The following is a 25,563-nucleotide window of genomic DNA, read 5'->3' as shown; positions in this document are numbered from 1 at the left end:
CATGATTTATAACAAATGGCCTGCATATTGCAGGCTTTTTTGCATTATAATGCCGAAAAATATAATTAATATGGAGTCACCATGCTAGGTAGCGCAAACAAGACGGTCCTTTTGGGGTTGGTTACACTGTGTTCATTCTCTGCGTATGCAAACAACTTTAACTACAATACATTTGAGCTACGCACAGGTATTAGCCCTAGTACATTTGGTGGCGAAGTCACAACAATGTTCACTCAAAACTCACACTTTGTTGCTCGAATCGATTCTGAATTTGAAGGGGATTGGGATGCGGCTGTAGGTATGGGGTTCAACGGCCCAATTAATCAGTTGGCTGATATTACTGGACAGATGTTACTGCACAACATCGAACGTAATGATGGTAACCACATTAAAACTGAAATCAATATTGGTTTAAGAGCTTGGTTGCTGGCAAACATAGAAGTTAACGCCCGCCTTGGTCAACTCGTCGACAGCGACGACACGAGTTCAATTGTCGGTGTAGGGGCTCGCTTCCACTCAACAGAACAGCTTTCAGTAGGTATTGACCTTCGAAATAACGGTACTTACGGCCACCAATTCTTAATGTCAGCTCGATTTGGCTTTTAAGTCTATTCAACACTTATGATCCATCAGTGAGCAAATGTTAAATTCGATTGTTTAAACGGTAACTTAAAGGCTAATAGTCTCGTGACCTATTGGCCTTAATGTCTGATTTTGCAACTAAAAACTAAACATTTAGTTTAAAATCCTCGAAAATCACCCTTTCTCGTCACTTCCGTTTATAACTCATTTTTATACTATTCATTTATTGATAAAAATCAGTAATAAAATATCTTTACGGTAATACGGCGTACTGCTACTCTCTTCCAAATTTCTAATAGAGTGAAGTACCGTAAATGGGTGTTAGCAATATTTCAATCAAGAACAAATTAACATTGATGTTTGTTGTCATTATTTTCGCAATGACTATGATTCAGACTTATGTAACAGGTAAGCAACTTCTTAACGAAACCTATCGTTCCATTCAGCAATATTCAAATACACTAACTGATACAACGGTATCGGGTATAGAAAAATGGATTGAAGGCCGAATTAACGTTGTAAATGCAGCGAAAAATTCATTTACTTTTACCGATGACCCAACCAGCTATTTAACTCAAAGTACGAGTGCTGGTAAGTTCCAAATTGCCTACGCAGGGCTTTCTGACGGTCGCTTTCTTCTAGGTGGTGATTTGCCAGTACCGCAAGATTACGACCCACGTACTCGAGATTGGTACAAAGCGCCTATGGCGGCAGGTCAAACAGTCGTCACTGAACCCTATGTTGATGTGGCTACGAATGACCTAGTGGTAACAATTGCAAGCCCATTCAATACCAACGGGTTCTCTGGCGTTATTGGTGCAGACCTGAACTTAAACACCCTCATCAATGATATTGTAAGTATTGAGCAACCTGGTGTTTACGCTTTTCTTGTCGATGGTAAAGGTAATATTGTTGCCCATAGAGACCGTGGCCTAACGCTAAAGCCTGTTTCTAATATTTCAAACAACCTTTCTGCTCAGAAAATCAAATCACTTGCGCAAAATCCAGAATTTGAAGAGTTAACCATTAAAGGTACCGACTCCCTTCTTTCTGCTCAGAAAGTTCCTCATACAGACTGGTACTTCACTGTTGTTATAGATAAAGATCACTCTTTTGCTTCTTACTATTCATTAGTTCGTCAGTCGGTAATATTTGGTCTAATACAACTTGCTGTAATCGCATTTGTTGCGATGTTTATCATCAAGAAAGCACTGTCGCCATTAACGACACTAAGCTCGGCAATGGAAGCATTGTCCAAAGGTGACGGCGACTTAACACAGCGTATGACTGTTCATAGTAAAGACGAGATTGGCACCCTAGCGCATCACGTCAACGCGTTCATAGCAAAACTTCAAGAGATAGTGCGTGATATTGCGGGCTCTTCGAACCAGCTTAATCAGCAATCTGAAATTAGTACCAATGTCGCTCGTCAAACAAGTGAAGGTCTATCAGTCCAACTTCACGAAATTTCTCAGATTGCTACAGCCGTACATGAAATGTCGGCAACAGCAGAAGAAGTAGCAAACAACGCGCAAATGACGGCTGATTCAGCGATCAGTTCAACAGAGAATTGTGAACAAGGTAAGCAAGTCATCATTCGTAACCAAGATTCCATCACTAGTCTTGCTCAACAAGTTGAGAACGCTTCAGGAATCATTCAAGAAGTTGAGAAGAATGCGTTAGACATCAACACTATTCTATCAACCATTTCTGATATTGCAGAACAAACTAACCTATTGGCCTTAAACGCAGCGATTGAAGCAGCACGTGCGGGTGAACAAGGTCGCGGCTTTGCGGTTGTGGCAGATGAAGTTCGTGTTCTTTCTCAACGAACTCACAGTTCTACAGACGAGATTCGCGAAATGATCGAGACTCTTCAGAAAAACAGCGTCAGTGCGGTTGAATCAATGCAACGTAGCCAAGACTTGGCGCAATCAAGTGTCGATGATGCAAACAATGCGACTATTGCACTGGAAGAGATCGCGACATCGATTCAACAGATCTCGGAGATGGCTTCACATATCTCGAATGCTGCTTCTGAGCAAAGATCGGTTACCGGTGAAGTCAGTAAGAATATTCAGTTGGTTAATGATGTATCAGAAAACATGTCTACTGAGGCTGATAACTCTCGTCACTTGTCTGAAGAGTTGCGCGGTATTGCTCAACAGTTGAATACTCAAGTTCAATTGTTTAAATACTAGACGTACGGATAATTCGTTCTAGCTCTTGAGCGCGGTTAAACAATGTTGTTTAACCGCGTTTAAAATTAGAACCAACATCAGAACGACAAAAAGCCCCCGACCACTATTGTGTTCGGGGGCTTTCTTATTCTCATTACTTTCTTATTATAGTTAGCAAATAAACAGTTAGCTGCTAGCCGTTTACCTAATTACTAATGCAACTATAGGTCAACAAATACGGTTATAGACCGACTAAGACTGTTATAAGCTAACCATCAGCATCTTTTTCTGATGATCCAAGTACTCTTCATAAGTACCTTGGAAGCTCACTAATTGTTGGTCTTTTACATCAATGATGTGTGTTGCTAGCGAAGAAACGAACTCACGGTCATGGCTTACAAAGATAAGCGTCCCCGTGTAAACCTTCAATGCGTCGTTCAGGGCTTGGATTGCTTCCATGTCCATGTGGTTCGTTGGTTCGTCCATCACAAGCACGTTGATGTCTTGCATCATTAGCTTGCCGAATAACAGACGGTTTTTCTCTCCACCAGAACAGTTACGCGCTTTCTTGTTCGCATCATCAGCAGTAAACAATAGACGACCTAGAATACCACGTACCATAAGGTCATCGTGCTTCACTGTACGCCATTGTGAGATCCAATCGAAGATACTCAGGTCGTTATCAAAGTCAGACGTGCTATCTTGTGGGCAGTAGCCTACTGATGCGTTTTCAGACCATTTAACGATACCTTCGTTTTGTTCTAGCTCTTGAACTAGGCATTTCAATAGTGTTGTTTTACCCACACCGTTCTCACCGATAACGGCAAGACGAGTACCCGCTTCAAGTAGCAAGTTACCACCAGCAAACAGTGTTTCGCCATCGAAGCCGTGACCAAGCTCTTTAAGTTCAAGTGCTTGACGGTGCAGTTTCTTACCTTCACCAAAGTCAATAGATGGGCTCATACGGCTCGATGATTTCACTTCATCAAGCGTGATTTTGTCCATTTTCTTAGCACGTGAACTTGCTTGCTTTGCTTTAGATGCGTTAGCACCAAAACGGTTTACGAAATCTTGAAGCTCGCTGATCTCAGCCGCTTTCTTAGCATTGCTCGCTAGAAGTTGATCTCGAATCAAACCCGACGCTTCTAAGAAGTACTCGTAGTTACCCGGGTAAACACGTAGCTCGCCGTAGTCGATATCTGCCATATGTGTACATACAGAGTTAAGGAAGTGTCTATCGTGCGAAATGATGATCATTGTACATTTACGCTGGTTTAGCTCTTCAGCAAGCCAGTTAATCGTGTGAATGTCCAAGTTGTTGGTTGGTTCATCAAGAAGCAGGATATCTGGGTTTGCAAACAGTGCCTGTGCCAATAGCACACGCAGTTTCCAACCCGGAGCAACTTGTTGCATCAGGCCGAAGTGAAATTCTTCTTCAATACCCGCTTGAATTAGGATATCACCTGCACGGCTTTCTGCTGTGTAGCCATCCATTTCCGCGAATTCACTTTCAAGCTCAGCGACTTTCATACCATCGTCTTCGCTCATTTCTGGCAAAGAGTAAATACGGTCACGTTCTTGTTTTACTTCCCACAATTTTTTGTCACCCATGATCACTACATCGATAACGCTGTACTGTTCAAAAGCGAACTGATCTTGGCTTAGCACACCCAGTTTTTCTCCAGGAGTGATCGAAACGTTGCCCGAGCTTGGCGTCAATGCGCCACTTAGGATTTTCATGAACGTTGATTTTCCGCAACCATTGGCGCCGATCAAACCATAACGGTTTCCGTTACCAAATTTAGCAGAGATGTTTTCAAACAGCGGCTCTGCGCCAAATTGCATTGTGATGTTCGCGGTAGATATCAAAGAACTAATTCCTAAGCGTGTACTGACAGATAATTATTTGGCTATTTCAATTAGCCAAAATAAGAAGTACGAAAGTATGGATTAAACATAAAACGAAGCGCGGATTATATAGAGATCAGGATCACATTGTCGAGGTTAAACAGTGAACGAATGAAGAACAACGCACAATAAAGTGTATTTCGTCGTTTATTACATCATAAAAAGAAAAAATCCCCACTAATTCCATTAGTAGGGATTCCATTTCTCATCAATAAAAGCATCATACTCTAATTCGAATGAATACTGATTGACGCTATTTAGTTACTTTTTTCTGAACGTATTTTTGACCAACATCGACAACGGCAACATCTCTAAAGAAGCTTCTCCCCAACAGAATTGGGAAAGAAAGATGCGTTCGATCTGCTAGCGTAAACTCAGTCTTATCTTTTAGATCGCCGATTTGAATTGAAGCGACAACAACAGCACGTCGTTGTGTACCTTCCGCGCTCGACTGCTTGATCTTAACCCAACGCTCTACCGGCAAGCTGATCTCTTCAGTTGTGATGCCATCATGTTCAATTTTGAACTTAACCCAATCTTTACCGTCACGTTCGAAATCAACAATATCAACGGCACTGATTGATGATGTTGTTGCACCTGTATCAACTCGTGCTTTAAACGCTTCTTTAAGACCAGGAACAAACACCCACTCCTCTTCGCCAAGAATCAGTTTGCCGTCACTTGTCTTGGTTGGTTTTGCAGTCGGTTTTTGTTCAGGCTTTGGTTTCGCTTCTGGTTCCGTTGGTTTTACTTCTTCAGGCTTCTCTGTAGGTTCCGTTACTTTCTCACCTTCCGTTGTGTCAGTCTTAGAAGAGTCATCCACAACAGGTTGTTCTACTTGAGGCTTTTGCTCTGGCTCGACAGGAACTTGAGTCGTCGTCGAACAAGCAAACAGGCCACCACTTAGCATTAAAACTACAATCGCTTTCCAATTATACATTCAGTCACCTTCTATTTTGAAACGTTGGCTATCGCTTTAGCCACATAAGGAATATGGGATTCAGAAAGGCCTGCGATATTGATGCGTCCATCACCAACACCATAGACTCCATATTCTTCACGTAGTTGATTCATTTGAGTTTCTTTAAAGCCTAGTACACTAAACATGCCTTTATGGCTTTCGATGAAGTCAAATTGTGACGTGTTGTAAGTATTTCGCAATTCATCACATAAACTTTGGCGCAGATTTAACAAACGTTGCTGCATTTCACTCAACTCTTGTTTCCAAATCGCCGTTAGTTCTTGATTCTGAAGAATTGTTTTAACCAACGCGGCACCATGATCTGGCGGCATTGTGTAAGTTGAACGAGCCAGCGTCAGTAGCTTACCTTTAGCATTGCCTACGTGTTCGCTGTTCTTACCGATAACGATCGCGGCACCCGTTCTTTCACGGTACAAACCGAAGTTTTTCGAACATGACGTCGTAATCAACATCTCTTCTACGTTGTTCGCCATATGTTGAAGACCTTTTGCGTCTTCTTCTAGGCCATCACCAAAGCCTTGGTAGGCAATATCAACAAACGGTAAGAAACCATTCTTTTGCGATAACTTAGTAATTTCCTGCCACGCTTCAAAATCAATGTCAGCACCCGTTGGGTTATGACAGCAACCGTGAAGAAGTACCACGTCTGATGGACCCGCTTTTGAAAGGTCGGCCAACATTTGAGCCGTATCAACTTGCTTCGTTTCAGGACTGAAGTAATTGTAGTATCTAACTTTTAAGCCCGCCGCTTCCATCACCGGTTTATGGTTAACGTAGCTTGGGTTTGAAATCCAAACCGTTGTGTCTGGTTGAGAGACTTTCATCAAGTCACCCAACATGCGAAGTGCACCACTTGCACCTGGTGTTTGAATCGCAGCAACGCGACCTATTGCAGAAGTCCCTTTAAGCAACAGATCAACCATGCTCTGGTTAAACTCTTCACAGCCTGCTAAGCCAACATAAGCTTTGGTTTTCTGTGTTTCAACAACGATATCTTGAGCCTTAGAGACGGCTTTCATGATCGGTGTTTCACCTTGGTCGTTTTTGTAAACGCCAATGCCTAAGTCGACTTTATCAGTGCGAGTATCGCCGCGGTAAGCGACAGACAGAGATAGAATTGGATCTAAAGTTGGTTTTGGTAGATGTGAAAACATGAAAGTCACAACCCTTTGAAATTCAAGTATGAGTTTCACGTTAACATTATCGTAGACAAATCAGAAACATTTTTTAATAGAAGCGCTTAGTTACCATTAGTAATTAGAAGTAATCAGAGATTGGTCATTTCAAACGTATAAATAGTGCAAATTTCAAACACCTAATAACCAATTGCACAATTCAAAGCGCTGTATGTCTAGGTATCTTATGCTTCTATGTGTCTTATGTTTCTATGCTCCCTATTAAGATCGCTATTGGGCACTCAGTTTGAATTGTCTTGGTGTCATTCCTGACCACGCCTTAAACCGAGTGCTAAAGTTAGCGGCATTTGGATATCCGACTATCTCACCAATGTGTTGAATCGACCAATCACTCGATCTAAGTAGCCGTGCAGCGTATTCCATTCTCATACGCATGATATGAGTCATAGGGCTGTGCGAGTAATAGCGCTGACACAAACGATGGAAGTGTGGCTCTGAGCACGGGAATAAGCTCGCGAGTTCATGAACGTTCCATTCTTTATGGAGCTGCTTTTGTACATTATCGAAAACGCGTCTTAATCGGATCAAATTGCGTGACTGTTGCTGAGGCACTGGCGCATTAATCATGAACTCTATTTGGGCTACACTGTGAATCGCAATCGCTCCGCCTAAATCAATGGGCAAGGCAATGCTTCTCAACAACGTATGAATACAGGACGAAACAACTTCTGCTGCTGGTGATAGCGTATAACTCACCTCATCATTGACGACATTTTCCCATAGCTTGTTGGGCGAGAGAAAGATCCATGCGATCTGCCATGTTTCTTCTTCAATACCAAAACCGTTCTCAACGCCTGCAGGAACAGTAATGCAAGAGCCTGGTTCTAGAATGTAGCGACACCCTTCGCTTTCGAGCCATCCCTTACCTCTCACGGTATACAACAGCATGTGTTTCTGTTGGTTCTTACGATACACCGAAAAGAAGTCTCGACACGACGCCGTCCCACATTGAACGATACCGAGCTCTTCAAATGCCAAAACATGGCTTTGATCGACAAACTCTTGGTGCGTCTTTTCAGAGATCTCATACCTTTCTTGTTTATCACTCATATCACTGCTAACTCATTCAATTGGCCAACTTATCAAAGTGGATAGTTTGGCAAAAGTTTGTGATGAGTATGAAGAATACAGCGAAAACAAATGCCGATAAACTTCTCGCATAATCACTACCGGGGAAATGCGATGCTCTCGACATATCGTCATTTAGACAAAGAATTTTGGCAAAAACTATTACACATCGGTTTACCAGTCTCGTTGCAAACCATGTTGTTTTCACTGCTTGGCGTGGTCGATATTTTTATGGTCAACCAGCTTGGTGATTCTGCAACCGCCGCTGTTGGTGTTGGCAACCGTATCTTCTTTTTCAACTTGATCATGGTATCGGGGATTAGTGGAGCTGTGAGCGTGCTAGCTTCGCAATATTTTGGTGCCGGTGATTTCAACGGAATTCGACGTACACTAGCGCAATCATGGGCACTTTCGATCTTTGCCATCATTCCCTTTGTGTTCATCTATACATTGGCTCCTGAATCAGTCGTGTCTGTGGTGGCCTCAGACCCTGATTACGTTCGCTTGGCAACGGATTACCTTTGGATAACAGGAGCCAGCCTTATTGGTACCGCGATAGTAGTGCCGCTAGAGAGTGCACTTCGTTCTGTGGGCGAAGCCAAGCTGCCCACCAAAATCAGTATCTGGGCAATTATCGTCAATGCAATTCTCAACGCCCTATTGATCTTCGGCTTGTTTGGGTTTCCAGAACTGGGTGTGGTTGGTGCGGCTATTGGCACCACGGTATCTCGATTCTTTCAAACCATTGCATTGCTTGTTATGGCAAAGAGACACTACGCCCACCTATTTCCTACATTAAGCAATTGGCGAGATGCGATATTAGCGAAGCATAGAAAGAAGTACTTCACGATAGCCATACCTCTGTTGGTTCATGACACAGCATGGGCGGGCGGGATTCTTATTTACAACGTTATTGTTGGCCAAATGGGGGTTGGAGAACTTGCGATCATTTCCTTGCTATCGCCTGTCGAAAGCATTTTGATCTCTGCTTTTTTGGGTTTTGCGGTTGCGGCTTCCATCATTCTAGGTAACGAGATCGGTGCGAAGAACTATCAACGTGTCGAGAATACAGCTTGGGGTTATGTGTTAGTGAGTTGTGGGCTTGCTGCTTTACTGGCGTTAATGTGCTTTATCGCCAAACCCGCGATCGTATACATGATCGGTCTTACTCACTTAGAGCTCAAAGATACGGCCGTTAACGTTACCTTAGTAATGGCAATCGGTATGGTACTAAGAGTCTTCAATATGGTTGGTATAGGCGGAGTGCTAAAAAGTGGTGGAGACATCAACTACAGCATCTTCATCGACCTGTTTGGTCAATGGGCAATCGGTATTCCCCTCGCCTACTTTACTGCTCTGGTGTTGGGGTGGCCGCTAGAATGGGTTTTGATGATTGTGCTGCTGGAAGAGCTAGCGAAGATAGCTTTAACTAGCCAGCGGATTCACTCTAAGAAATGGATCAACAACTTAATAGAAGAGCCAGATCAGGTCGTTGCTTGAATGGTAGTTTGAGCGAATAAACGAAAAGAACTCACACCCAAGGGCGTCATGGATGCATTGCGCTACCATGACGCCCTTTTTCGTTTTACTTGTGTGCTAAGTCACGACAACCGTTATATATCAGTAAATCGATGGATGATTTGATTTGAGCTACCACGCCAATCCAACATCGGATCCGCTTTGTCTTGCTCGAAACGACCATCAATCAAAGTATCCACGCATTCAAGCACTTGCTTCTGCTTTTCATCCAGTTCGTCGAGCTCGTAACCCGTCCACATCCAAATGTCTTTTCCTTCGCACTCCGCTTTTACACGCTGAACAAGCTTAAGCACTTCAGATACGTTTGCAGGATGCAGAGGATCACCACCAGAAAGCGACAAACCACGACGCTTGATTCGCGGATCGTTCAGATCAGCGATAATGTGGTCTTGCAGTTCTTGAGTGAACAAGTGCCCTGAGTCCAACCTTTGCGTCGATTGGTTATAACACCCGCGACACTGGTGCACACAGCCCGACACAAACAAAGTGCAGCGTGTTCCTGGACCGTTTACAACGTCGATTGGGTGATATTGATGGTAGTTCATAAGGCAGTTTTGAAAACTCGTTATTGCTTAATAGTTTGAAGCGAAATGCTGTAAGATCTTAAATAAAAGAATTGGTATCGACATAGCGCCGATACCAATCTTGTTTCTTGAAACGTAGCTCTTCTTAGTAAGCTAGCTAATGATCTTAGAGCTTACTAAAGGTGCTTCACGCGGCGTTTAACTTCTTCTTGCTTACCGAAGTTAAATGGTCGTGCATCTGGGCTACCAAGGTAACCACAAACGCGGCGCGTTACCGACACTTTGGTTGAGTCATGGTTACCACACTTAGGACACGTAAAGCCTTTACTTGTACAGTCGAACTCACCGTTGTAGCCACATTCGTAGCACTCATCAATTGGCGTGTTGGTGCCGTAGTAAGGAACACGTGTGTAGCTGTAGTCCCATACGTTTTCTAGCGCTTCGATGTTCTTCTGCATGTTCGGGAATTCGCCGTAACAGATAAAACCGCCGCTAGAAATTTCAGGATAAGGCATCTCGAAATCGATCTTGTCGTATGGGTTCACTTTCTTCTGCACATCTAAGTGGAAGCTGTTTGTGTAGTAGCCACGGTCAGTTACACCATCAATCACACCAAACTCTTTGGTATCGATGCTGCAGAAACGGCTGCATAGGTTTTCACTTGGTGTGCCGTATAGGCTGAACGCGTAACCTGTCTCTTTGGTCCAAGATTCCACTTCACGCTTCATGTACTCCACCAGCTCAAGCGCTTTAGCACGCATTTCGCCATCGTCGTACAGGTGAACATCTGTGCCGTAAAGTGCTGTCATCGCTTCATGGATGCCAATGTAACCAAGAGAAACAGATGCACGGCCATTCTTGAAGATATCGGCAATAGAATCGTCTGCTTTCAAACGAACGCCACAGGCACCTTCCATGTATAGGATTGGAGCAACACGCGCTTTCACGTTTTCTAAACGCGAAATACGAGTTTCTAGAGCGCGACGAGCTAGCTTCAATTTTTCATCAAGCAGTTCGTAGAACTTAGCCATATCTTGTTTTGCGTTAATAGCAATACGTGGTAAGTTCAAGCTAACAACACCTAAGTTGTTACGGCCTTCATGAATCAACTCACCGTTTTCTTCGTAAGTATTCAAGAAGCTACGGCAGCCCATAGGCGTTTTAAATGACCCTGTCACTTCTACCACTTTGTCGTAGTTAAGAATGTCTGGGTACATACGCTTAGATGCACACTCAAGCGCCAATTGCTTGATGTCATAGTTTGGATCTTGCTTCTGGTGGTTCAAACCATCTTTGATTGCAAATACCAGTTTAGGGAATACGGCTGTTTTGCGGTTCTTACCCAAACCGGCAATGCGGTTCTTCAAGATAGATTGCTGGATAAGTTTTGAACCCCAGCTTTCGCCTAGACCAAAACCAAACGTAACGAATGGTGTTTGACCGTTAGCTGTATGTAGCGTGTTTACTTCGTACTCCAAAGACTGGAATGCGTCGTAACACTCTTTCTCTGTACGAGAGATAGCAAAAGCTTCTGGGCTGTGAATGTCCCACTCTTTCGCTAGTGATAGGTGTTTCTCGTAACTCGCCATTACGTAAGGTTCTAGAACCTCGTCGATACGGTTAATCGTTGTACCGCCGTATATGTGGCTTGCCACTTGCGCGATGATCTGTGCGGTTACCGCTGTCGCCGTAGAGATCGATTTAGGTGTGTCGATTTCCGCGTTACCCATCTTAAAGCCATGCGTTAACATGCCTTTAAGATCGATAAGCATACAGTTAAACATTGGGAAGAACGGTGCGTAGTCTAAATCGTGATAGTGAATGTCACCACACTCGTGAGCTTGTACGATATCACGCGGCAAAATGTGAGTTTTTGCATAATGCTTAGCCACGATACCCGCCAGCAAATCACGCTGAGTTGGGATAACTTTGCCATCTTTGTTGGCATTCTCATTGATCAGATCAACATTGCTTTCTTCGATCAGACCTTCGATCTCGCGAGTTAAAGCGCTTTGCTTTTCACGTGCGATGTCACGGTCATGACGATATTCAATGTAGGCACGAGCAAGAGACTTGTATGGTCCCTGCATTAGCTCGTTCTCGACCATGGTTTGAATTTCAGAGATATGAACTTCATCGTAGTCTTCGAGCTTCAACTCAACTGCTAATGCCACATTCAGAGCATAAATAGCAATTTCCTTATCGGTTTTGTCTGATGCTGCTTCCACTGCAGCTTGGATGCGATCTCTACTGAATGGAGCTCTTGAGCCATCACGCTTGATTACGATTGATTTCACCACTTCTCCTTACTCTTGAGGTATTCACAGACTTACCCACAAACACACTATAGAGCGATTTATCGTTTAACTAACACTAGATATTGTGGCGTATTTAACGAGAACCACCAACATTGAGTATTGATTTGGATCAATAAAATAGGCACGCCGAACAAGATAAATCCAATATTATTACGTGAGATCTCAAGTCGAAAAGAAACAATGTAACAATAAAAAAACTGCTAAAAAGAGTTGAATTTTCGGTAAGTGTTGTAGGATAACGGCTCAACTATATTGCACACCAAAAATAGGGATATTTGGGATGAAACGACTTCAAAACTGGATAATGTTAGGTTGCTTACTAAGTAGCCAGACTTTTGCTGAACCTTTAACCATATCCAGTTGGAATATCGAATGGTTATCAACCAATGAGGCTGTGAATAAGTTTTCTGACCAACGTGATCAAGCGGATTTCGATAAGCTCGAACAGTATTTCCAATCCTTAAATTCGGATGTGGTGGCTTTCCAAGAAGTCGATGACATCAATGCCATTCAGCGCATCGCTGGCGATCAATACAAGATATTGATGTCTGACCGGGCATTATCAGAAAACAGTAACCATCAGTTCAAAGAAGTGAATCAATACACAGGGTTCGCGGTTCGTAAAGGAATCATACTCACCGACTACGCTGACTTTCCTCTCGAATCGAGCGCTAACAGCAAGCTTAGGTTTGCCAGTTATATGGTTGTGGAAACGGATACAAAACCAATTCACATACTGTCTGTGCATTTAAAGGCAGGTTGCAGCGGCGCTTATAAGTCGAACCGTGACTGTTCAAGGCTCAAAGACCAAGCGCAACAACTTAATAAGTGGATACAGCAAAGAGAACGCCAAGGTCAGGATTACGCAATATTAGGCGATTTCAACCATAACCTTTCTTACTCAAGAGATTGGATGTGGAAAGACTTAACTCAAAATGCCGATGCTCAGTTGGCGACAAGAAAAACTCGAGCAGATTGTAAGGTACGCTCTAACCGCAATAACCATCGCACACACCAGTTCCGTTCGGTGATTGACCATATTGTGGTGAGCAAATCCTTAGATGCCTCTCCTGCTAAACAGAAGGTCTTTGAAACGCAAGATGTGCTTGATTACAAACTTAGCGACCATTGCCCAGTTTCAACGACTATTAAATAGTAGATTTTAGATAACGGCAGATCATAGCTAACGGTAGATATAGAAAGAGGCTGACTGGCTTTTTTGCTAAAAGCGAGTCAACCTCTCTGTTTGGTCAGATAAGATCGAATCCTCTCAGCCATGCAATAAATGGTAGGCGCACTGCTAGCAGCTTTTATTGGTTCGACCCGCCAGCCACATCCCCACCAGCATGCTTAAGACGAACAGCCATACCGTTGGGTTACCCCCACTAAGGCTGGTTACTGCAGGGCCCGGGCAAAAGCCTGCAATCCCCCAGCCTAAACCAAAAGCAGTTGAACCTAAGATCAACTTTCTATCTATTAGTGGATTATTACTGCTATCTAAAGGTTCGCCATTGACGGCTTGAGCGCGCTTTTTAATGACCAAGTGATAAAACGGAGCGAAGACCAATAACGCGCCACCCATGACGAATGCCAAGCTAATGTCCCAGTCGCCAGCAATATCTAAAAACCCAAGTACTTTGTTCGGGTCAACCATGCCTGAAATGATCATACCTGAGCCAAAAAGAATACCTGCGACCAAACCGATAACGATAGTAAGTGAAGAGTTTTTCATTACGCCCCCAAACCGATCAAGTTCTTAGCAAACACAGTTACGATTGCCACACCCATGAATACACAAGTAGCGATGATTGAGCGCTTGGACAAACGAGCCATCCCCACAATGCCATGGCCGCTAGTACAGCCATTCGCCATCTTGGTACCAAAGCCCACCAATAATCCGGCTATGATAACCACTGCGAAGTTGATCTCTTCTAATTGCGGAAGTTGGTAGCCTGTTGGAATCAATAACCAGCCGCTCACGACCATTCCGACAACAAAAGCAAGTCGCCAATGTTTTTCGGTTTTCTCAATGCTGGAGTCCGAGTTCGATTCGGATCCTGATTCTAATCTTTTGTTCTTTCTCGACGGTAACAAGCGGCCAACAATACCGCTAATTCCTGCTACTCGCCCTATTCCTAACATAAGAATAATTGCCGACGCGCCTAACAACATGCCACCGAACAGTGCATCCCAAGGTATTAAACTCATCACTGACCTCTCTCATAACGTCGATTAACTCATCATCCTCAATTTAAATTAGAGTTTACTAATAAATATAAATTAGTCAATGCTAATGTATTGCTAGAATGTTTCGGTTTGTAAGTCTGGAATTAATAAGCGTCCTGCATGAAAAAAGCCCCTAGGCGTTAACCTAAGGGCTTATTATTTGATTCGGTTTATTGTGTCAGTTACTTAGTCTTGTTCTTTTCAGCTATCCACTGCGACATATACTTGGTGCTCGCCATGCTGTGGTGCTTAAGCATCGAACCAAAGAAGTTATCCAGTCGATGAGATTCAAGATCGGACTCTAACGCCGTTAATCGCTCAATCAATGTGTCGCCGAGTTGATTCTGCTCGTAGTGCGCTTCAAGGATTGAATGACATTGGCTTTGTGCTTTAAGCCACTTCTCTTCATCTTTGTATAAACCGACAGCTTGTTCAACAAACTCGTCGATGTCATCAGCCACTGCGCCCGGCCATTGCAATTCTCCTTGTGGTAACATGCCTTCGCTGCCGATTTCACTCGTCACGTTCGGAGTTTGTAACTTCATCGCATCAAGCAACTTGCCTTTAATGCCCGCGCCAAATCGGAGTGGTGCAACACACACACGAGCTTGCTCCATCACTTCTTGAGCGTCTTTCGCCCAACCTTTGATATGGAAACCGGTTTTAGGGTTGTGCAAAGCCGTTGCTTTCGGCGGCGGGTAAGATCCGTAAATATGAAGTTCAGTTTCAGGTAACTGTTTACGAATTTTCGGCCAAATCTTCTGTAACTGAAGCACAGCATCCCAGTTCGGTGCGTGTCTAAAGTTACCTATCGTCATGAAATGCTTACGTTCTTCAAAGCTTTTCGTGCTTTCAGGAAGTGTATTAAGATCAACCATGAACGGCAAGTGATGAAGCAGTTTTGGATCGATATTGAACTCAGATTTAAGCAGATCCATCTCGTAACTTGAAATGATCAACGAAAGATCACAGCGTAAGATTGCGGCAATTTCACGTTTAGCCAAGTCACTGTACAAATGCGCTTTGGTCAGTTCAGTCTCTTTCTTAACTGCTTCATGGCGCGCGTTACGTAGGAACTGTAAGTCTTCCGTATCCAGTAACTTAAAGGCATTCGGACATACTTTTTCCACGCGCCAACCAAACTGCTCTTCCATCATGAAACGGTCAAACATCACGACATCGGGTTGCAGCTCTTCAATGTACTGGTCAAAGCTATCGCAATTTAACTGTATAGATTGGCTCGTGATGCCCTCTTCAGAGAGATCGATCATGTGCTCGGTTTCTTGAGCTGGCGTTGCAAATTCAACGGACCAACCTTGTCTCTTGAACAGGCGTAAAAGAGACATCATATGGCTGCCAGCCGCCGATGAATTCGGTTCTGGCCAAACGTAGCCAATTGCTAAAACTTTCTTCAAAACACTTCCTAAGAAATAACAAAAGGGACGAGATCTGTCCCTGATTAAACGAGCACTATGGTGGTCGATTTATATCATGAGGCGAATCCGACTTAAAAGGCGAACTCGTACCATACTCCGCTACTCACTTTCTGAGTTAGGACGCGTTTTACAGTGTAAAATGGCTCTTTCTAGAAGCTCTAAAGCAGATTTATCGGCTTCAGGAAGCTTCGCATCCGATTGACCTAACGGTTCAACACGACTGCCCCACTTAATATGGCCAGCACCCCAAGTTAAACCTGCACCAAATGCCGCCACAAGAATGTTTGAGTTAGGTTTAACAAAACCTTGCTCTAATGATTCACACAGTGCAATTGGCACAGTCGCTGCGGATGTGTTGCCGTAGTTTTGGATGTTAACAAACGCTTTCTCCCGCTCAATACCCGCCATATCACACAAGGTCTGGATGATTCGAATGTTAGCTTGGTGCGGAATCACAACATCGATATTGTCGGTTGAGATACCAGTACGGCTTAATACTGTGTGTGCCGCAGCGCCCATGCCTTTCACTGCACGCTTGAAGATTTCTTTACCTACGAAATCAAAGTCCCAGTAGCCATTATCTGCAGCAAAGCGATCCATAGAAGTACCGAATTTTGGTACCGCTAAAATGTCACGGCCTTCGGCGTCACAACCGATTTGCGCTTCTTGTAAGCCAACCTGCTCTTCAGTGCGAGATAGAACCACAGCACCTGCTCCATCACCGAAAAGAACTGCGGTATCACGCTTGGTCCAATCAATGAAGAATGACAGACGTTCAGCTCCCACTACGATTGCATTGCGGTAGTTGCCCGCTTGAATCAGTCGAGTCGCTGTTTCAACACCGTAGATGAAGCCAGTACACGCTGCGTTAAGGTCGAAAGCCGCTGCACTCTTAATGCCTAAGTTCTGTTGAACCTTAGATGCGGTATTTGGAATAAGGGAGTCTGGGCTGCACGTCGCGATGATCACGAGATCGATATCTTCGGCTGTTAGGCCAGCACACGCCATGGCATGTTTCGCTGCAACAGTCGCTAGCTCAGAGGTATTTACATGACTGATACGACGGTTTTCGATACCAGTTCGAGTTCGAATCCACTCGTCAGACGTATCAATGAAAGTGCTTAGATCATCATTGGACAACACGGCTGGTGGCAGACACTTTCCCCAGCCCGTAATCTCGGCGTAAAATTTTGTCATCATTTACCTATTTATTGTTTGTTTTTATTTAAGTATCGTATTCTAGTTTTAAACAGTATAAGCGCTCCGTGCGTGATTCGTAAATCGCGTTAGACACGGAGTTACAATAAAAAGAGAAAGTTATGTCTACATTCAACACACGTTGCCCTTCTTGTAATGGCGTAAACCGAGTTCCTTCAGAAAGAATTTCAGAAAGCCCAACCTGCGGTAAATGCAAAACAGCATTGCTCGATGGCGCTCCTATCGAGGGAACGTCACTTAATTTCCAATCTATTTTGAATAGTTCACAGCCAGTGGTTGTCGATTTCTGGGCAACATGGTGCAACCCATGTGTTGGCTTTGCGCCAGTGTTCAGTGACGTTGCTAAAGAGCGTTCAGGAGATATTCGATTCGTTAAGATTGATACTGAAGCTCAACAACAGCTTGCCGCGATGTACCAAATCAGAAGTATTCCCACGGTGATGGTGTTTAAAGATGGCAAACGTGTCGATACGATTAACGGTGCGTTACCAAAAGGCCAATTTGATCAATGGCTTAATCAAGCTCTGACCAAATAGATCCGTATTTTATATCGCTTTTGATTTAGCTTGTGCTTGAAGAAGCGTACAAAAAATAGGTTAGAGAGCCTTAACAAAATAGACTCCCTAACCTAATGTAAATCAATCAGTTATCTCTGTTTCTTTTAATTATACAACCATCTCGTCTTCTGCCTGTTCATTGGCTTGTTGCTTGCTAAAGCCATATTGTTCTTTGATTTGATCTGCGACTTTTTCAGCAATCATAATGGTTGGCGCGTTGGTGTTTGCCCCAATCAATGTCGGCATCACAGAAGCATCAATAACTCTTAAATTATTCAACCCATAAACTTTAAGATAGTTATCCACCACGGCTAATGAATCGCTACTAGGTCCCATTTTACAGGTACCCACCGGATGATACTGAGTATCTGCTCGATTTCGAATATCTTGCTCAATCGCCTTATCATCACAGGCGTCCACTGGGTAGAAAGCATTACCACGGATGTCGTCAAACGCCGAACTCTCTAACATTTGATACTGCTTCTTCCAGCCCTTAATCATTATCTCCATATCTTCAGGATGACTGAAAAACGCAGGATCGATCTTAGGCGGATCATAAGGATCATTACTATTGAGCGTTACGCTGCCGTTGCTTTTCGGACGCAACAAGGTGACATGAGACGTAAAACCATGACTGGTATGAATTTTTCTTGCATGGTCATCGACAACAGCGACCACAAATACAAACTCTAAATCCGGCACCGCGATATGATCTTCGGAACAAAGAAAACCTATCCCCTCTGCAAAATTACTGCTCATCTTGCCACGGCGTTCTTTGTGCCATAGCGGCAGAGCTTTGGTCATTTCAGAGGCCATTTGTAGCGAGATACCAAAAGTTTCACGCTTTTCACTGCACTTGTACGAATGCACCAAGTCGATATGGTCTTGGAGGTTCTTGCCCACTCCAGGCAACTCATGAACCTGCTCGATGTCATGCGCCTCCAAATCGTCTTTAGCACCGACACCAGACAGTAATAACAACTGGGGAGAACCAAATGCACCAGCAGATAGAATCACCTCTTTGTTACATTGGATCTGATAACGCTTGCCATTCGAGCCATATTCAACACCTACCGCTTTCTTCTCCTCAAACAAGACCTTATGCGTGGTTGCCTTGGTCACGACCGTAAGATTTGGTCTCGAAAGGTTTGGCGTTAAGTAAGCCTTGGCAGCACTGCACCGTTCGCCATTCAACTGGGTTACCTGCGTCGGCATCGCCCCAAACTGAGCAGCACCGTTGATGTCTTCATTACGGGGAACCCCTATCGACTCACACGCCGTTAAGTAACGTTCCAACATCGGACTTGGCGATCGAAGGTTAGTGACGTTCAGAGGGCCACCTTGGCCGTGATACTCATCTTGGTGAACTTCGTTATTTTCGGCTTTCTTAAAGTAAGGCAGACACGATTCATAACTCCAACCTGCATTACCCAAACTTTCCCAAGTGTCGTAGTCGTAACGGTGCCCACGAGCGTACATCATCGCATTGATAGAACTGGACCCACCAAGTGTCTTACCTCTTGGTTGATAACCTTTACGACCATTCAAACCCGGCTGTTCAACGGTCTCAAAGGCCCAGTTGTTTAGCTTAGTTGGCATCATCGCGGCTATACCTACGGGTGTATGAATTAATGGGCTTGTGTCTTTACCACCTGCTTCCAATAGGCAAACCGTGACATTGGGATCTTCAGACAGCCTTGCAGCCATTACACATCCTGCCGAGCCCCCGCCAACAACAATAAAATCATAACTATCCATTTGCCTATCTCCATTGGGTGTAACTCTCGTTTACGCTATTGCCGTCATTGATAACACCATACGAATGAACATTTTACGCGGGTATTTGTAACATCAAGTTGAACACAACACCATTCCTCTCGGGCCTGTTCAATGACGTTGTGTATGTTCATAAAGCACCAATGAGCTTAACTTTCTTCGCTTGAATTATCGTGATGTTCAACAACCATCACGGATGACCTACGCGGATGATTGTATCGCTTACAAAACCATAATGAACATAATCCTAGTGGCTTTTTGACCGCATAAAATCTCGCAAAATCGTAAATTCCGCTATGGTATTTTAGCTCAAGATCTCAATAAATTTCTTTTATCTTAACGACTATTTTTATTCGTTTTACCCAATTCAGTTTCTCCCCCATAGTCGCGGAAAATTCATCGTTTCTTTCACTATTTAGAGGCTCCTGCATTGGACAACATCCAACCAACAACTCGCATAACTGTTCCTGTTATTGCATTGTCTTTTTACGCGATCGCTTCAGGCTACTTAATGAGTTCATTACCATTAATGCTGTCTGAGTATGGCTTAGACAGTAATCTATCGAGTTGGTTGGCGAGTGCCTTTTATGCAGGTCTTTTAGCGGGTACGTTATTGATTGAGCGTGCGATCGCTCGCGTTGGTCACAAAGATGCGTTCGTCATCGCATTGAGTGTGTTCATTGCAACGATCCTTGTATTGCCATTGATCCCACACCAAGCGGTATGGCTATTAGCTCGCTTTGTCGCTGGTGTAGCGGTTGCAGGTATCTTCGTGATTGTAGAATCTTGGCTAATGAGCGGTGATGAATCTCAGCGTGCGAAACGTTTAGGGGTTTACATGTGTTCGCTATACGGCGGTTCTGCCGTTGGTCAACTTGGCATTGGATACCTTGGTATTACAGGCGGCGTGCCTTTCATTGCAATGTTCACCTTGTTGTTTGGTGCAATCATTGTGTTGATGTACGGACAAGCGACAGCACCACAAATTCACGATGCGCAGTCTTTATCATTAAAGCAAATCAGCAAACTGAGCCACAGCGCTTTGATTGGCTGTATTGTATCTGGATTAACACTTGGATCTATTTACGGGCTGATGCCTGTTGAGCTTGCTCAACGCAACATCGCACACCAAGATATTGGCGGTTTGATGGCGTTGGTGATTGTGGGTGGTATGGCTGTTCAGCCGATGGTGACATGGTTATCTCACCACATAGGACAAGTGTTATTAATGGCTCTGTTCTGCCTACTAGGGGTTGCAAGCATTGGTGTACTAACGATTAACCATGATTTCTACGTACTAGGCATGAGCCTATTCGTACTGGGCATGGCAACATTCGCACTTTACCCAATAGCGATTAACTTGGGTTGTCGTAACTTAGACCCGAGCTATCTAGTGTCAGTAACTCAGGTTATGTTGTTGTGTTACAGCATCGGTTCTGTCGCTGGCCCATTGGTTGCAGATAGCTTTATGGATTCACAAGCGGGATTATTCACTTACCTGTTCGCGTCTCTACTCGCTACAACGATCTACATGTTGATTGCTAGCTTAAAACGCTCTCCTCTACAGATTGCAGGCGAGTAAGTTCGAATGGCAACTATCCTCCTCAGGTAGGATAGTTACCTCTAGAGCTCTTAGTTATGACTTTCCGTCTAACGAAGAGCTCTTTTTGTTTGATGACTTCTGAGCAAACGTCAACAAAAAGCATCAATAATAACAATCGAGGTGCTCTTCAGGTTAAGGCTGAAATATGTAGCCTTCACCAGTAATGGTAACGATTAGGCCATCCCCAAATAGTGATCTGATCTCAGATATCGCAACAATCACTGACGAGTTAGTGACAGACCCATTCTCCCAGCCAATCTTCTTCAATTGCCCGACACTGAACAATTTCCCTCGGTTTTGATTCATAAACAGAATGATCTTACGATACGCTAAAGGCATGGTAGCGAGAACATAGCCATTTTCAACATTGCGAATAAGTTTGGTGTCGAGTTCAACTATTTTTCCGTTGAGTTCAAGTATTACGTTGTGTTCAGAGTGGTGAGTATCTATTACAGGATAGGCGTCCATTTTTATACAGTTCCCTTACGATATAGCCAGCAACAAAGTTAAATTCAGTCATTTTTGTATAACGTCGCTTATAAGTGGACGTTTAAAATCGAAGATAATGAAAGCAGCGTATACGGTAAAGAGATTAAATTTTTATTATTAATATATGAACAGGATATCAATAAAGGGTAATTAATCCTCCAGTACATAACCTTCGTTGGAAACCGTTTTTATACAACGACAGTCTAAGATCCTTCTTATCTCGTAGATAGCAACCAATACTGAAGCTGATGTCACGGCTTTACCCGCCCAACCTACACGCTTCAAAACTCGCTTACTGATCACATGTCCTTTATTTTGATACAAGTAAAAAAGAACCTTACGATGAGGCTCTGAAAGCGTCCCTATTATCGAGCCACACTCCTGCTTTCGGACGATCCTCGTATCAGATTGAAACTCTTTTTTATTTAGAACCCACTTAGACGGAAGTTTAAAATCGTCTACGTGATCCGCTATTTTTTGTATGGATTCCTCACGTTTCATAAGCAGTCGTCTTTTAAGATATTTCCAATATTATCGAATGGTACAAAAATACTAAATTGATAGATCACTTAATACCGTACATTTACTGCAAAATTGATCTTGTGGAATTGTTCTAAGAAACGAATTTTTAGTGGACTACCAACTCTACCCGGGAAGTCGATGGCTTTTACGGTATTGGCTTGGAGATAAACCAAAATGCTTTTTAAAGCGATGTGAGAAGTTATAAGGATCTTTGTAACCCAAGCGGTTGGCAATCATCGACACCGACCAATCTTGGTATTTTAACAAACTGGTCGCTTTATCCATTCTTAGTTGAATCAACTTGCTGCGTGGTGATAGGTCGAAGAGCGTTTTGGTAACTCGATTAAGCTGCTCTTCGCTGATAAACACCCTTTGAGCCATACCAGCTACTGTCCATGGTTGATGCAGACTACTTTCAATCTCATTATAGAGCGCTTGAACACGAGCGGTGGTGCTTGTTGATTTGGGTTCAAACCCCGTCAACGTTCGGACTATTTCACTCAAGAGTAACTTACGGTAACTGGCTCGGCCCCCTATCTCAAAGTAAACCAAGTTCATTAGTGACCAAACCTGTTCACACTCTCCGAACGGCACAATCCCCTGACCTAGACTTGCGATGTGCTGCCACTGCTCAGTATCGGGAGTCAACATCCACGCCATTTTCCAATAGTTATATTGCGGGTCGAGTTCAAAACGAAATGGGGTTCCGGCAGGAAGAACCACCAGCGTAAACGGTGTAATCGCTTGTACTGATGTTGTGGTTGTTAGAATGCCGCCACCTTCCATAGTGAAAATCAACGTATGAACATTAACGGATTCTCGCTCAACCCAATAACCGTCGTATAGTTTTGCCATACCGCCCATATATACACCAAAGCTTTTCATCTCTGGGATATCTTCAACGGTCAAAAAACGTTCTTTGCAATGTTCCGCGAGAAAAACATCATCTTGCCACGTTGATTTAGGCTCCATGGTATCAATGACGGATTCGCACAGGTTTTGTTGTTTTTTAAACATGTTGTTACTTCCCTCAAATCACTATAGTTCTGCCATAAATCGGAGAGCTTATGACAACTAACATCAACCCTAACTCATCTATGAATAACAAGCCAGAGAGCATATTACCTCGTATCGTTAAACTTGGTTTGCCTGTTGCTTTGCAAAGTGCGCTGGTTGCTATTCTTGCCCTTGCTGACGTCTTGATGGTCAGTGATTTTGGTATGGAAGCAGCAGCCGCTGTGGGAATCGCATCAAAATGGCACTTCGTTGCGATTATGATTATGGCAGGGTTGGCCTCAGCAAACGGTACATTAGTTGCTCAATACTGGGGAAAGAATGACCGAAAAAGTGCACGTACCGTGTCATCTATCGCGATGGTGTTTGGTTTAAAAGTTCTGCTGCCTGTTACAGCAATCATCACTCTTGGTTCTCAGTTTTTAATGATGTTGCAAACTAGCGATCAAACCGTGATTGAGCTTGGAGCGACTTACCTATGGTATGGGTTCCCTGTTCTACTTCTAACTCACATTGTTGTAGTGGTAGAAGCAAGCATGCGCTCATCAGGTGACACCGTAACACCACTATTGTTAGGTGGTATTACTATTGCACTCAACATTGCGCTTAACTTCGTTCTAATTAAAGGGGCTTTCGGCATTCCAGCAATGGGCGTGGCGGGTGCGGCATTGGCGACAACCTTAGCGCGATTGATTCAAGTGGGCTTAATGTATAGCTACATGCGTGTGCGTAAACACTGGCTGCTAACCACCCCAAGCTCACCACACCGTCCATCACTGTGGCTTTCTTACCGTCGTATTGCGTTGCCGCTAACGATGAATGCCGTGTTGTGGGCAATGGGCACAATGGCATATCAAATGATCTTTGGTCACATGGGCACGACAGAGCTTGCGGTGTTCTCGATGCTCGCGCCGTTCGAATCGCTGTGTTACTCGATCTTCTTTGGTATCTCCGTAGCGTGTTCAGTATTGCTTGGCCATTCGCTGGGCCGTGATGAATTTGATGATGCTATGAGCATGGGTCTAACATTCATTAAAGCCGTCGTTGGCTTTGGCGCTGTCGTTGGCTTGCTACTGTTTATGGGTAAAGAGCATGTACTATCATGGTTAAACCTTTCTACAGATGCATTGTACCCGCTTGCTTCGCCAGCGATGATGATCATGTGTTTTGCAGTGGTGATTCGTATGCTCAACATGGTGATCATTAACGGTATTATTCGTGCTGGTGGTGATAACGCTTTTTGCTTGCGAATGGATTTCATCGCGATGTGGATGGTGGGCATTCCAGTGTGTGTTTACGGCGCGTTTGTCGCTGGATGGGATTTCAAATACATCTATGGTCTGATGTTGGTAGAAGAAGTGGTGAAACTGGCAATATGCTCGCACCGCTACTTGAGCCGACGCTGGATCAACAATCTCACAGTGACCTACGACGAGCCTCAAGCGGTATAGCTTTATACATAAAGTATTCTTTCTACAAGACTGCCTTCTGATAAGGCAGTTAGCAGAAACACAAAAGGTCTGAGCAATCAGACCTTTTCGTTTCTTCTGCGACCACTTTAAAGCACCAGTTACTTCTTGTTCATTCGGATATGGCGATTAGACACATTCGGCAGTGGCTTCTCTGGCACTTTACGTTTCTCATGAATCAAATGTCGTATTGCTAAAATCGGATGCTTAAGTAGCATTCTTGGCCCTGCATAGCGCATCACTAAACGCATCTGCTCTTTAGGATCAGGCTTATAACAATGAATCGGACACTTGTTACAGGTCGGCTTTGCTTCGCCATAAGGGCACCTATCGAGTCGAGTCTCTGCATAACGCAACAGTTGCTCACACTCTTCACATAACAGGTTATTCTGACGAACCGCACCATGGTGATCTTTGCAGTAGATGTGCACCATCGCAATAACAGTTTTGTACTCCGTTGCGAGCTCGCCTTGTAGAATGTTGTTATGTTGGAACATGATTAATTACCTAATGAGAGACCGTACAGGTTGAGTTCTAGATCTAAAATGATTATCCTCCACCGCATAAACTAAATACAAGGCTATGCAGCAATGAACCGTAAGAAAAAAATCAATCAAATTCTAAAGAAAAGACAGAAACAGGCGAATTCTAAACTGCATGGTAGCAACAAGCCTCGCTATATTTCTAAAGCTGACCGCGCAAAAATGGAAGCTGAAGAACAAGCGAAAGCCGCTCTAGAGCAAGCTGAGGGTTCAGTAGAGACAGCGGTTGAAGCAGAAGAAGCTGGTATTGAAACTAAAGAAAAAAAAGCTGCAGAGTAAACTTTTGACTCACGAGATACTCTTGCTCAGCGCTCAGATCAGAGCCTGTAGACAAGAACAAAAAAAGCAGCCTCTATTTGGGTAATGCCGTTCACTTAAGAGTGAACGGCATTTTTGTTCTTAGCATACCGTTGT

23 protein-coding genes are annotated in these 25,563 nt (G+C 43.8%); 8 read left to right on the top strand and 15 right to left on the bottom strand.

Features of this window, described 5'->3' with window-relative positions; all coding sequences use genetic code 11:
- Window positions 1-81: 81 nt before the first annotated feature.
- Window positions 82-606, top strand: a complete 525-nt coding sequence (locus ACED53_RS16980) for a hypothetical protein (protein WP_009845348.1) — start codon at window positions 82-84, stop codon at window positions 604-606.
- Between the two features lie 290 nt (window positions 607-896).
- Complete coding sequence (locus ACED53_RS16975) at window positions 897-2,783, top strand: methyl-accepting chemotaxis protein (RefSeq protein WP_017101870.1); 1,887 nt, start codon at window positions 897-899, stop codon at window positions 2,781-2,783.
- A 240-nt stretch (window positions 2,784-3,023) separates the two neighbouring features.
- On the opposite strand, the gene ACED53_RS16970 is transcribed toward ACED53_RS16975, so the two are convergent.
- The 4 genes from ACED53_RS16970 to ACED53_RS16955 form a co-directional block, all read right to left on the bottom strand.
- Complete coding sequence (locus ACED53_RS16970) at window positions 3,024-4,631, bottom strand: ABC-F family ATPase (RefSeq protein ID WP_080518033.1); 1,608 nt, start codon at window positions 4,629-4,631, stop codon at window positions 3,024-3,026.
- A 292-nt stretch (window positions 4,632-4,923) separates the two neighbouring features.
- Entirely contained in the window at window positions 4,924-5,610 is a 687-nt protein-coding gene (locus ACED53_RS16965) for a RimK/LysX family protein (RefSeq protein ID WP_012600617.1), read from the bottom strand.
- A gap of 11 nt (window positions 5,611-5,621) precedes the next feature.
- Complete coding sequence (locus ACED53_RS16960; protein ID WP_029225602.1) at window positions 5,622-6,806, bottom strand: amino acid aminotransferase; 1,185 nt, start codon at window positions 6,804-6,806, stop codon at window positions 5,622-5,624.
- A gap of 252 nt (window positions 6,807-7,058) precedes the next feature.
- On the bottom strand, window positions 7,059-7,898 hold the full coding sequence (locus tag ACED53_RS16955; RefSeq protein WP_017101872.1) for an AraC family transcriptional regulator: 840 nt from the start codon (window positions 7,896-7,898) through the stop codon (window positions 7,059-7,061).
- Window positions 7,899-7,988: 90 nt separating this feature from the next.
- Here ACED53_RS16955 and ACED53_RS16950 point away from each other — a divergent pair, with 90 nt between their 5' ends.
- On the top strand, window positions 7,989-9,416 hold the full coding sequence (locus tag ACED53_RS16950) for an MATE family efflux transporter (protein WP_017101873.1): 1,428 nt from the start codon (window positions 7,989-7,991) through the stop codon (window positions 9,414-9,416).
- A 113-nt stretch (window positions 9,417-9,529) separates the two neighbouring features.
- On the opposite strand, the gene nrdG is transcribed toward ACED53_RS16950, so the two are convergent.
- Together nrdG and nrdD are read right to left on the bottom strand one after the other, a co-directional pair.
- Window positions 9,530-10,000, bottom strand: a complete 471-nt coding sequence (gene nrdG / locus ACED53_RS16945) for an anaerobic ribonucleoside-triphosphate reductase-activating protein (protein ID WP_017101874.1) — start codon at window positions 9,998-10,000, stop codon at window positions 9,530-9,532.
- 155 nt (window positions 10,001-10,155) lie between these two features.
- Window positions 10,156-12,276: an anaerobic ribonucleoside-triphosphate reductase gene (nrdD, locus tag ACED53_RS16940; RefSeq protein ID WP_009845338.1), complete on the bottom strand. Its 2,121-nt coding sequence runs from the start codon at window positions 12,274-12,276 to the stop codon at window positions 10,156-10,158.
- A gap of 301 nt (window positions 12,277-12,577) precedes the next feature.
- Here nrdD and ACED53_RS16935 point away from each other — a divergent pair, with 301 nt between their 5' ends.
- Window positions 12,578-13,453: an endonuclease/exonuclease/phosphatase family protein gene (locus tag ACED53_RS16935; protein WP_017101875.1), complete on the top strand. Its 876-nt coding sequence runs from the start codon at window positions 12,578-12,580 to the stop codon at window positions 13,451-13,453.
- Window positions 13,454-13,597: 144 nt separating this feature from the next.
- On the opposite strand, the gene ACED53_RS16930 is transcribed toward ACED53_RS16935, so the two are convergent.
- The 4 genes from ACED53_RS16930 to ACED53_RS16915 all read right to left on the bottom strand — a co-directional run bounded on the left by ACED53_RS16930 (window position 13,598) and on the right by ACED53_RS16915 (window position 17,156).
- A complete protein-coding gene (locus ACED53_RS16930; protein ID WP_017101876.1) occupies window positions 13,598-14,029 on the bottom strand; it encodes a YeeE/YedE family protein in 432 nt (143 codons plus the stop codon).
- The gene (locus tag ACED53_RS16925) at window positions 14,029-14,505 is read right to left on the bottom strand and encodes a YeeE/YedE family protein (RefSeq protein WP_017101877.1); all 477 of its coding nucleotides are present in this window, start codon (window positions 14,503-14,505) and stop codon (window positions 14,029-14,031) included. Before ACED53_RS16925 ends, ACED53_RS16930 begins: the two co-directional genes overlap by 1 nt.
- Window positions 14,506-14,705: 200 nt before the next feature.
- Window positions 14,706-15,938, bottom strand: coding sequence for a glycosyltransferase (locus ACED53_RS16920; protein ID WP_017101878.1), 1,233 nt, complete (start codon window positions 15,936-15,938; stop codon window positions 14,706-14,708).
- A gap of 120 nt (window positions 15,939-16,058) precedes the next feature.
- Complete coding sequence (locus ACED53_RS16915) at window positions 16,059-17,156, bottom strand: ketoacyl-ACP synthase III (protein ID WP_017101879.1); 1,098 nt, start codon at window positions 17,154-17,156, stop codon at window positions 16,059-16,061.
- Window positions 17,157-17,278: 122 nt separating this feature from the next.
- Between ACED53_RS16915 and trxC the strand changes: the two genes are divergently transcribed.
- Complete coding sequence (gene trxC / locus ACED53_RS16910; RefSeq protein ID WP_017097619.1) at window positions 17,279-17,713, top strand: thioredoxin TrxC; 435 nt, start codon at window positions 17,279-17,281, stop codon at window positions 17,711-17,713.
- Window positions 17,714-17,842: 129 nt separating this feature from the next.
- On the opposite strand, the gene ACED53_RS16905 is transcribed toward trxC, so the two are convergent.
- On the bottom strand, window positions 17,843-19,492 hold the full coding sequence (locus ACED53_RS16905; protein ID WP_017101880.1) for a GMC family oxidoreductase: 1,650 nt from the start codon (window positions 19,490-19,492) through the stop codon (window positions 17,843-17,845).
- A 448-nt stretch (window positions 19,493-19,940) separates the two neighbouring features.
- Between ACED53_RS16905 and ACED53_RS16900 the strand changes: the two genes are divergently transcribed.
- A complete protein-coding gene (locus ACED53_RS16900; protein WP_017101882.1) occupies window positions 19,941-21,092 on the top strand; it encodes an MFS transporter in 1,152 nt (383 codons plus the stop codon).
- A gap of 153 nt (window positions 21,093-21,245) precedes the next feature.
- Here the strand turns inward: ACED53_RS16900 and ACED53_RS16895 are convergent, their stop codons facing one another.
- The 3 genes from ACED53_RS16895 to ACED53_RS16885 all read right to left on the bottom strand — a co-directional run bounded on the left by ACED53_RS16895 (window position 21,246) and on the right by ACED53_RS16885 (window position 23,141).
- Window positions 21,246-21,581 carry a winged helix-turn-helix domain-containing protein gene (locus ACED53_RS16895; RefSeq protein ID WP_017101883.1) on the bottom strand — a complete coding sequence of 112 codons (336 nt, stop codon included), beginning with the start codon at window positions 21,579-21,581 and terminating at the stop codon, window positions 21,246-21,248.
- A 171-nt stretch (window positions 21,582-21,752) separates the two neighbouring features.
- Window positions 21,753-22,103 (bottom strand): winged helix-turn-helix domain-containing protein, encoded by a 351-nt coding sequence (locus ACED53_RS16890; RefSeq protein ID WP_017101884.1) that lies wholly within the window; start codon window positions 22,101-22,103, stop codon window positions 21,753-21,755.
- 144 nt (window positions 22,104-22,247) lie between these two features.
- Window positions 22,248-23,141, bottom strand: coding sequence for a helix-turn-helix domain-containing protein (locus tag ACED53_RS16885; protein WP_012600599.1), 894 nt, complete (start codon window positions 23,139-23,141; stop codon window positions 22,248-22,250).
- 50 nt (window positions 23,142-23,191) lie between these two features.
- On the opposite strand from ACED53_RS16885, the gene ACED53_RS16880 reads away from it, so the two are divergent.
- The gene (locus ACED53_RS16880; RefSeq protein WP_012600598.1) at window positions 23,192-24,589 is read left to right on the top strand and encodes an MATE family efflux transporter; all 1,398 of its coding nucleotides are present in this window, start codon (window positions 23,192-23,194) and stop codon (window positions 24,587-24,589) included.
- A 119-nt stretch (window positions 24,590-24,708) separates the two neighbouring features.
- Here ACED53_RS16880 and ACED53_RS16875 read toward each other — a convergent pair whose 3' ends face one another.
- On the bottom strand, window positions 24,709-25,104 hold the full coding sequence (locus ACED53_RS16875) for a nitrous oxide-stimulated promoter family protein (RefSeq protein WP_017101885.1): 396 nt from the start codon (window positions 25,102-25,104) through the stop codon (window positions 24,709-24,711).
- 93 nt (window positions 25,105-25,197) lie between these two features.
- Between ACED53_RS16875 and ACED53_RS16870 the strand changes: the two genes are divergently transcribed.
- The gene (locus ACED53_RS16870) at window positions 25,198-25,428 is read left to right on the top strand and encodes a DUF2986 domain-containing protein (RefSeq protein ID WP_017101886.1); all 231 of its coding nucleotides are present in this window, start codon (window positions 25,198-25,200) and stop codon (window positions 25,426-25,428) included.
- Window positions 25,429-25,563: the final 135 nt, after the last annotated feature.

The organism is Vibrio sp. 1F169 (assembly GCF_041439605.1).
Lineage (GTDB): Bacteria > Pseudomonadota > Gammaproteobacteria > Enterobacterales > Vibrionaceae > Vibrio > Vibrio tasmaniensis_A.
The sequence above is the reverse complement of the archived record's forward strand: the minus strand, read 5'-3'. Positions and strand labels throughout refer to the sequence as shown.

Excerpts from the sequence above, each read along its gene's own strand:
- ACED53_RS16895 (WP_017101883.1), bottom strand. The coding sequence starts at position 21,581 with ATGGACGCCTATCCTGTAATAGATACTCACCACTCTGAACACAACGTA.
- ACED53_RS16975 (WP_017101870.1), top strand. The coding sequence starts at position 897 with ATGGGTGTTAGCAATATTTCAATCAAGAACAAATTAACATTGATGTTT.
- ACED53_RS16885 (WP_012600599.1), bottom strand. The coding sequence starts at position 23,141 with ATGTTTAAAAAACAACAAAACCTGTGCGAATCCGTCATTGATACCATG.
- ACED53_RS16960 (WP_029225602.1), bottom strand. The coding sequence starts at position 6,806 with ATGTTTTCACATCTACCAAAACCAACTTTAGATCCAATTCTATCTCTG.
- trxC (WP_017097619.1), top strand. The coding sequence starts at position 17,279 with ATGTCTACATTCAACACACGTTGCCCTTCTTGTAATGGCGTAAACCGA.
- ACED53_RS16950 (WP_017101873.1), top strand. The coding sequence starts at position 7,989 with ATGCCGATAAACTTCTCGCATAATCACTACCGGGGAAATGCGATGCTC.
- ACED53_RS16935 (WP_017101875.1), top strand. The coding sequence starts at position 12,578 with ATGAAACGACTTCAAAACTGGATAATGTTAGGTTGCTTACTAAGTAGC.
- ACED53_RS16880 (WP_012600598.1), top strand. The coding sequence starts at position 23,192 with ATGACAACTAACATCAACCCTAACTCATCTATGAATAACAAGCCAGAG.
- ACED53_RS16980 (WP_009845348.1), top strand. The coding sequence starts at position 82 with ATGCTAGGTAGCGCAAACAAGACGGTCCTTTTGGGGTTGGTTACACTG.
- ACED53_RS16955 (WP_017101872.1), bottom strand. The coding sequence starts at position 7,898 with ATGAGTGATAAACAAGAAAGGTATGAGATCTCTGAAAAGACGCACCAA.
- ACED53_RS16915 (WP_017101879.1), bottom strand. The coding sequence starts at position 17,156 with ATGACAAAATTTTACGCCGAGATTACGGGCTGGGGAAAGTGTCTGCCA.
- ACED53_RS16875 (WP_017101885.1), bottom strand. The coding sequence starts at position 25,104 with ATGTTCCAACATAACAACATTCTACAAGGCGAGCTCGCAACGGAGTAC.
- ACED53_RS16930 (WP_017101876.1), bottom strand. The coding sequence starts at position 14,029 with ATGAAAAACTCTTCACTTACTATCGTTATCGGTTTGGTCGCAGGTATT.
- ACED53_RS16965 (WP_012600617.1), bottom strand. The coding sequence starts at position 5,610 with ATGTATAATTGGAAAGCGATTGTAGTTTTAATGCTAAGTGGTGGCCTG.
- ACED53_RS16925 (WP_017101877.1), bottom strand. The coding sequence starts at position 14,505 with ATGAGTTTAATACCTTGGGATGCACTGTTCGGTGGCATGTTGTTAGGC.
- ACED53_RS16890 (WP_017101884.1), bottom strand. The coding sequence starts at position 22,103 with ATGAAACGTGAGGAATCCATACAAAAAATAGCGGATCACGTAGACGAT.
- ACED53_RS16870 (WP_017101886.1), top strand. The coding sequence starts at position 25,198 with ATGAACCGTAAGAAAAAAATCAATCAAATTCTAAAGAAAAGACAGAAA.
- nrdG (WP_017101874.1), bottom strand. The coding sequence starts at position 10,000 with ATGAACTACCATCAATATCACCCAATCGACGTTGTAAACGGTCCAGGA.
- ACED53_RS16905 (WP_017101880.1), bottom strand. The coding sequence starts at position 19,492 with ATGGATAGTTATGATTTTATTGTTGTTGGCGGGGGCTCGGCAGGATGT.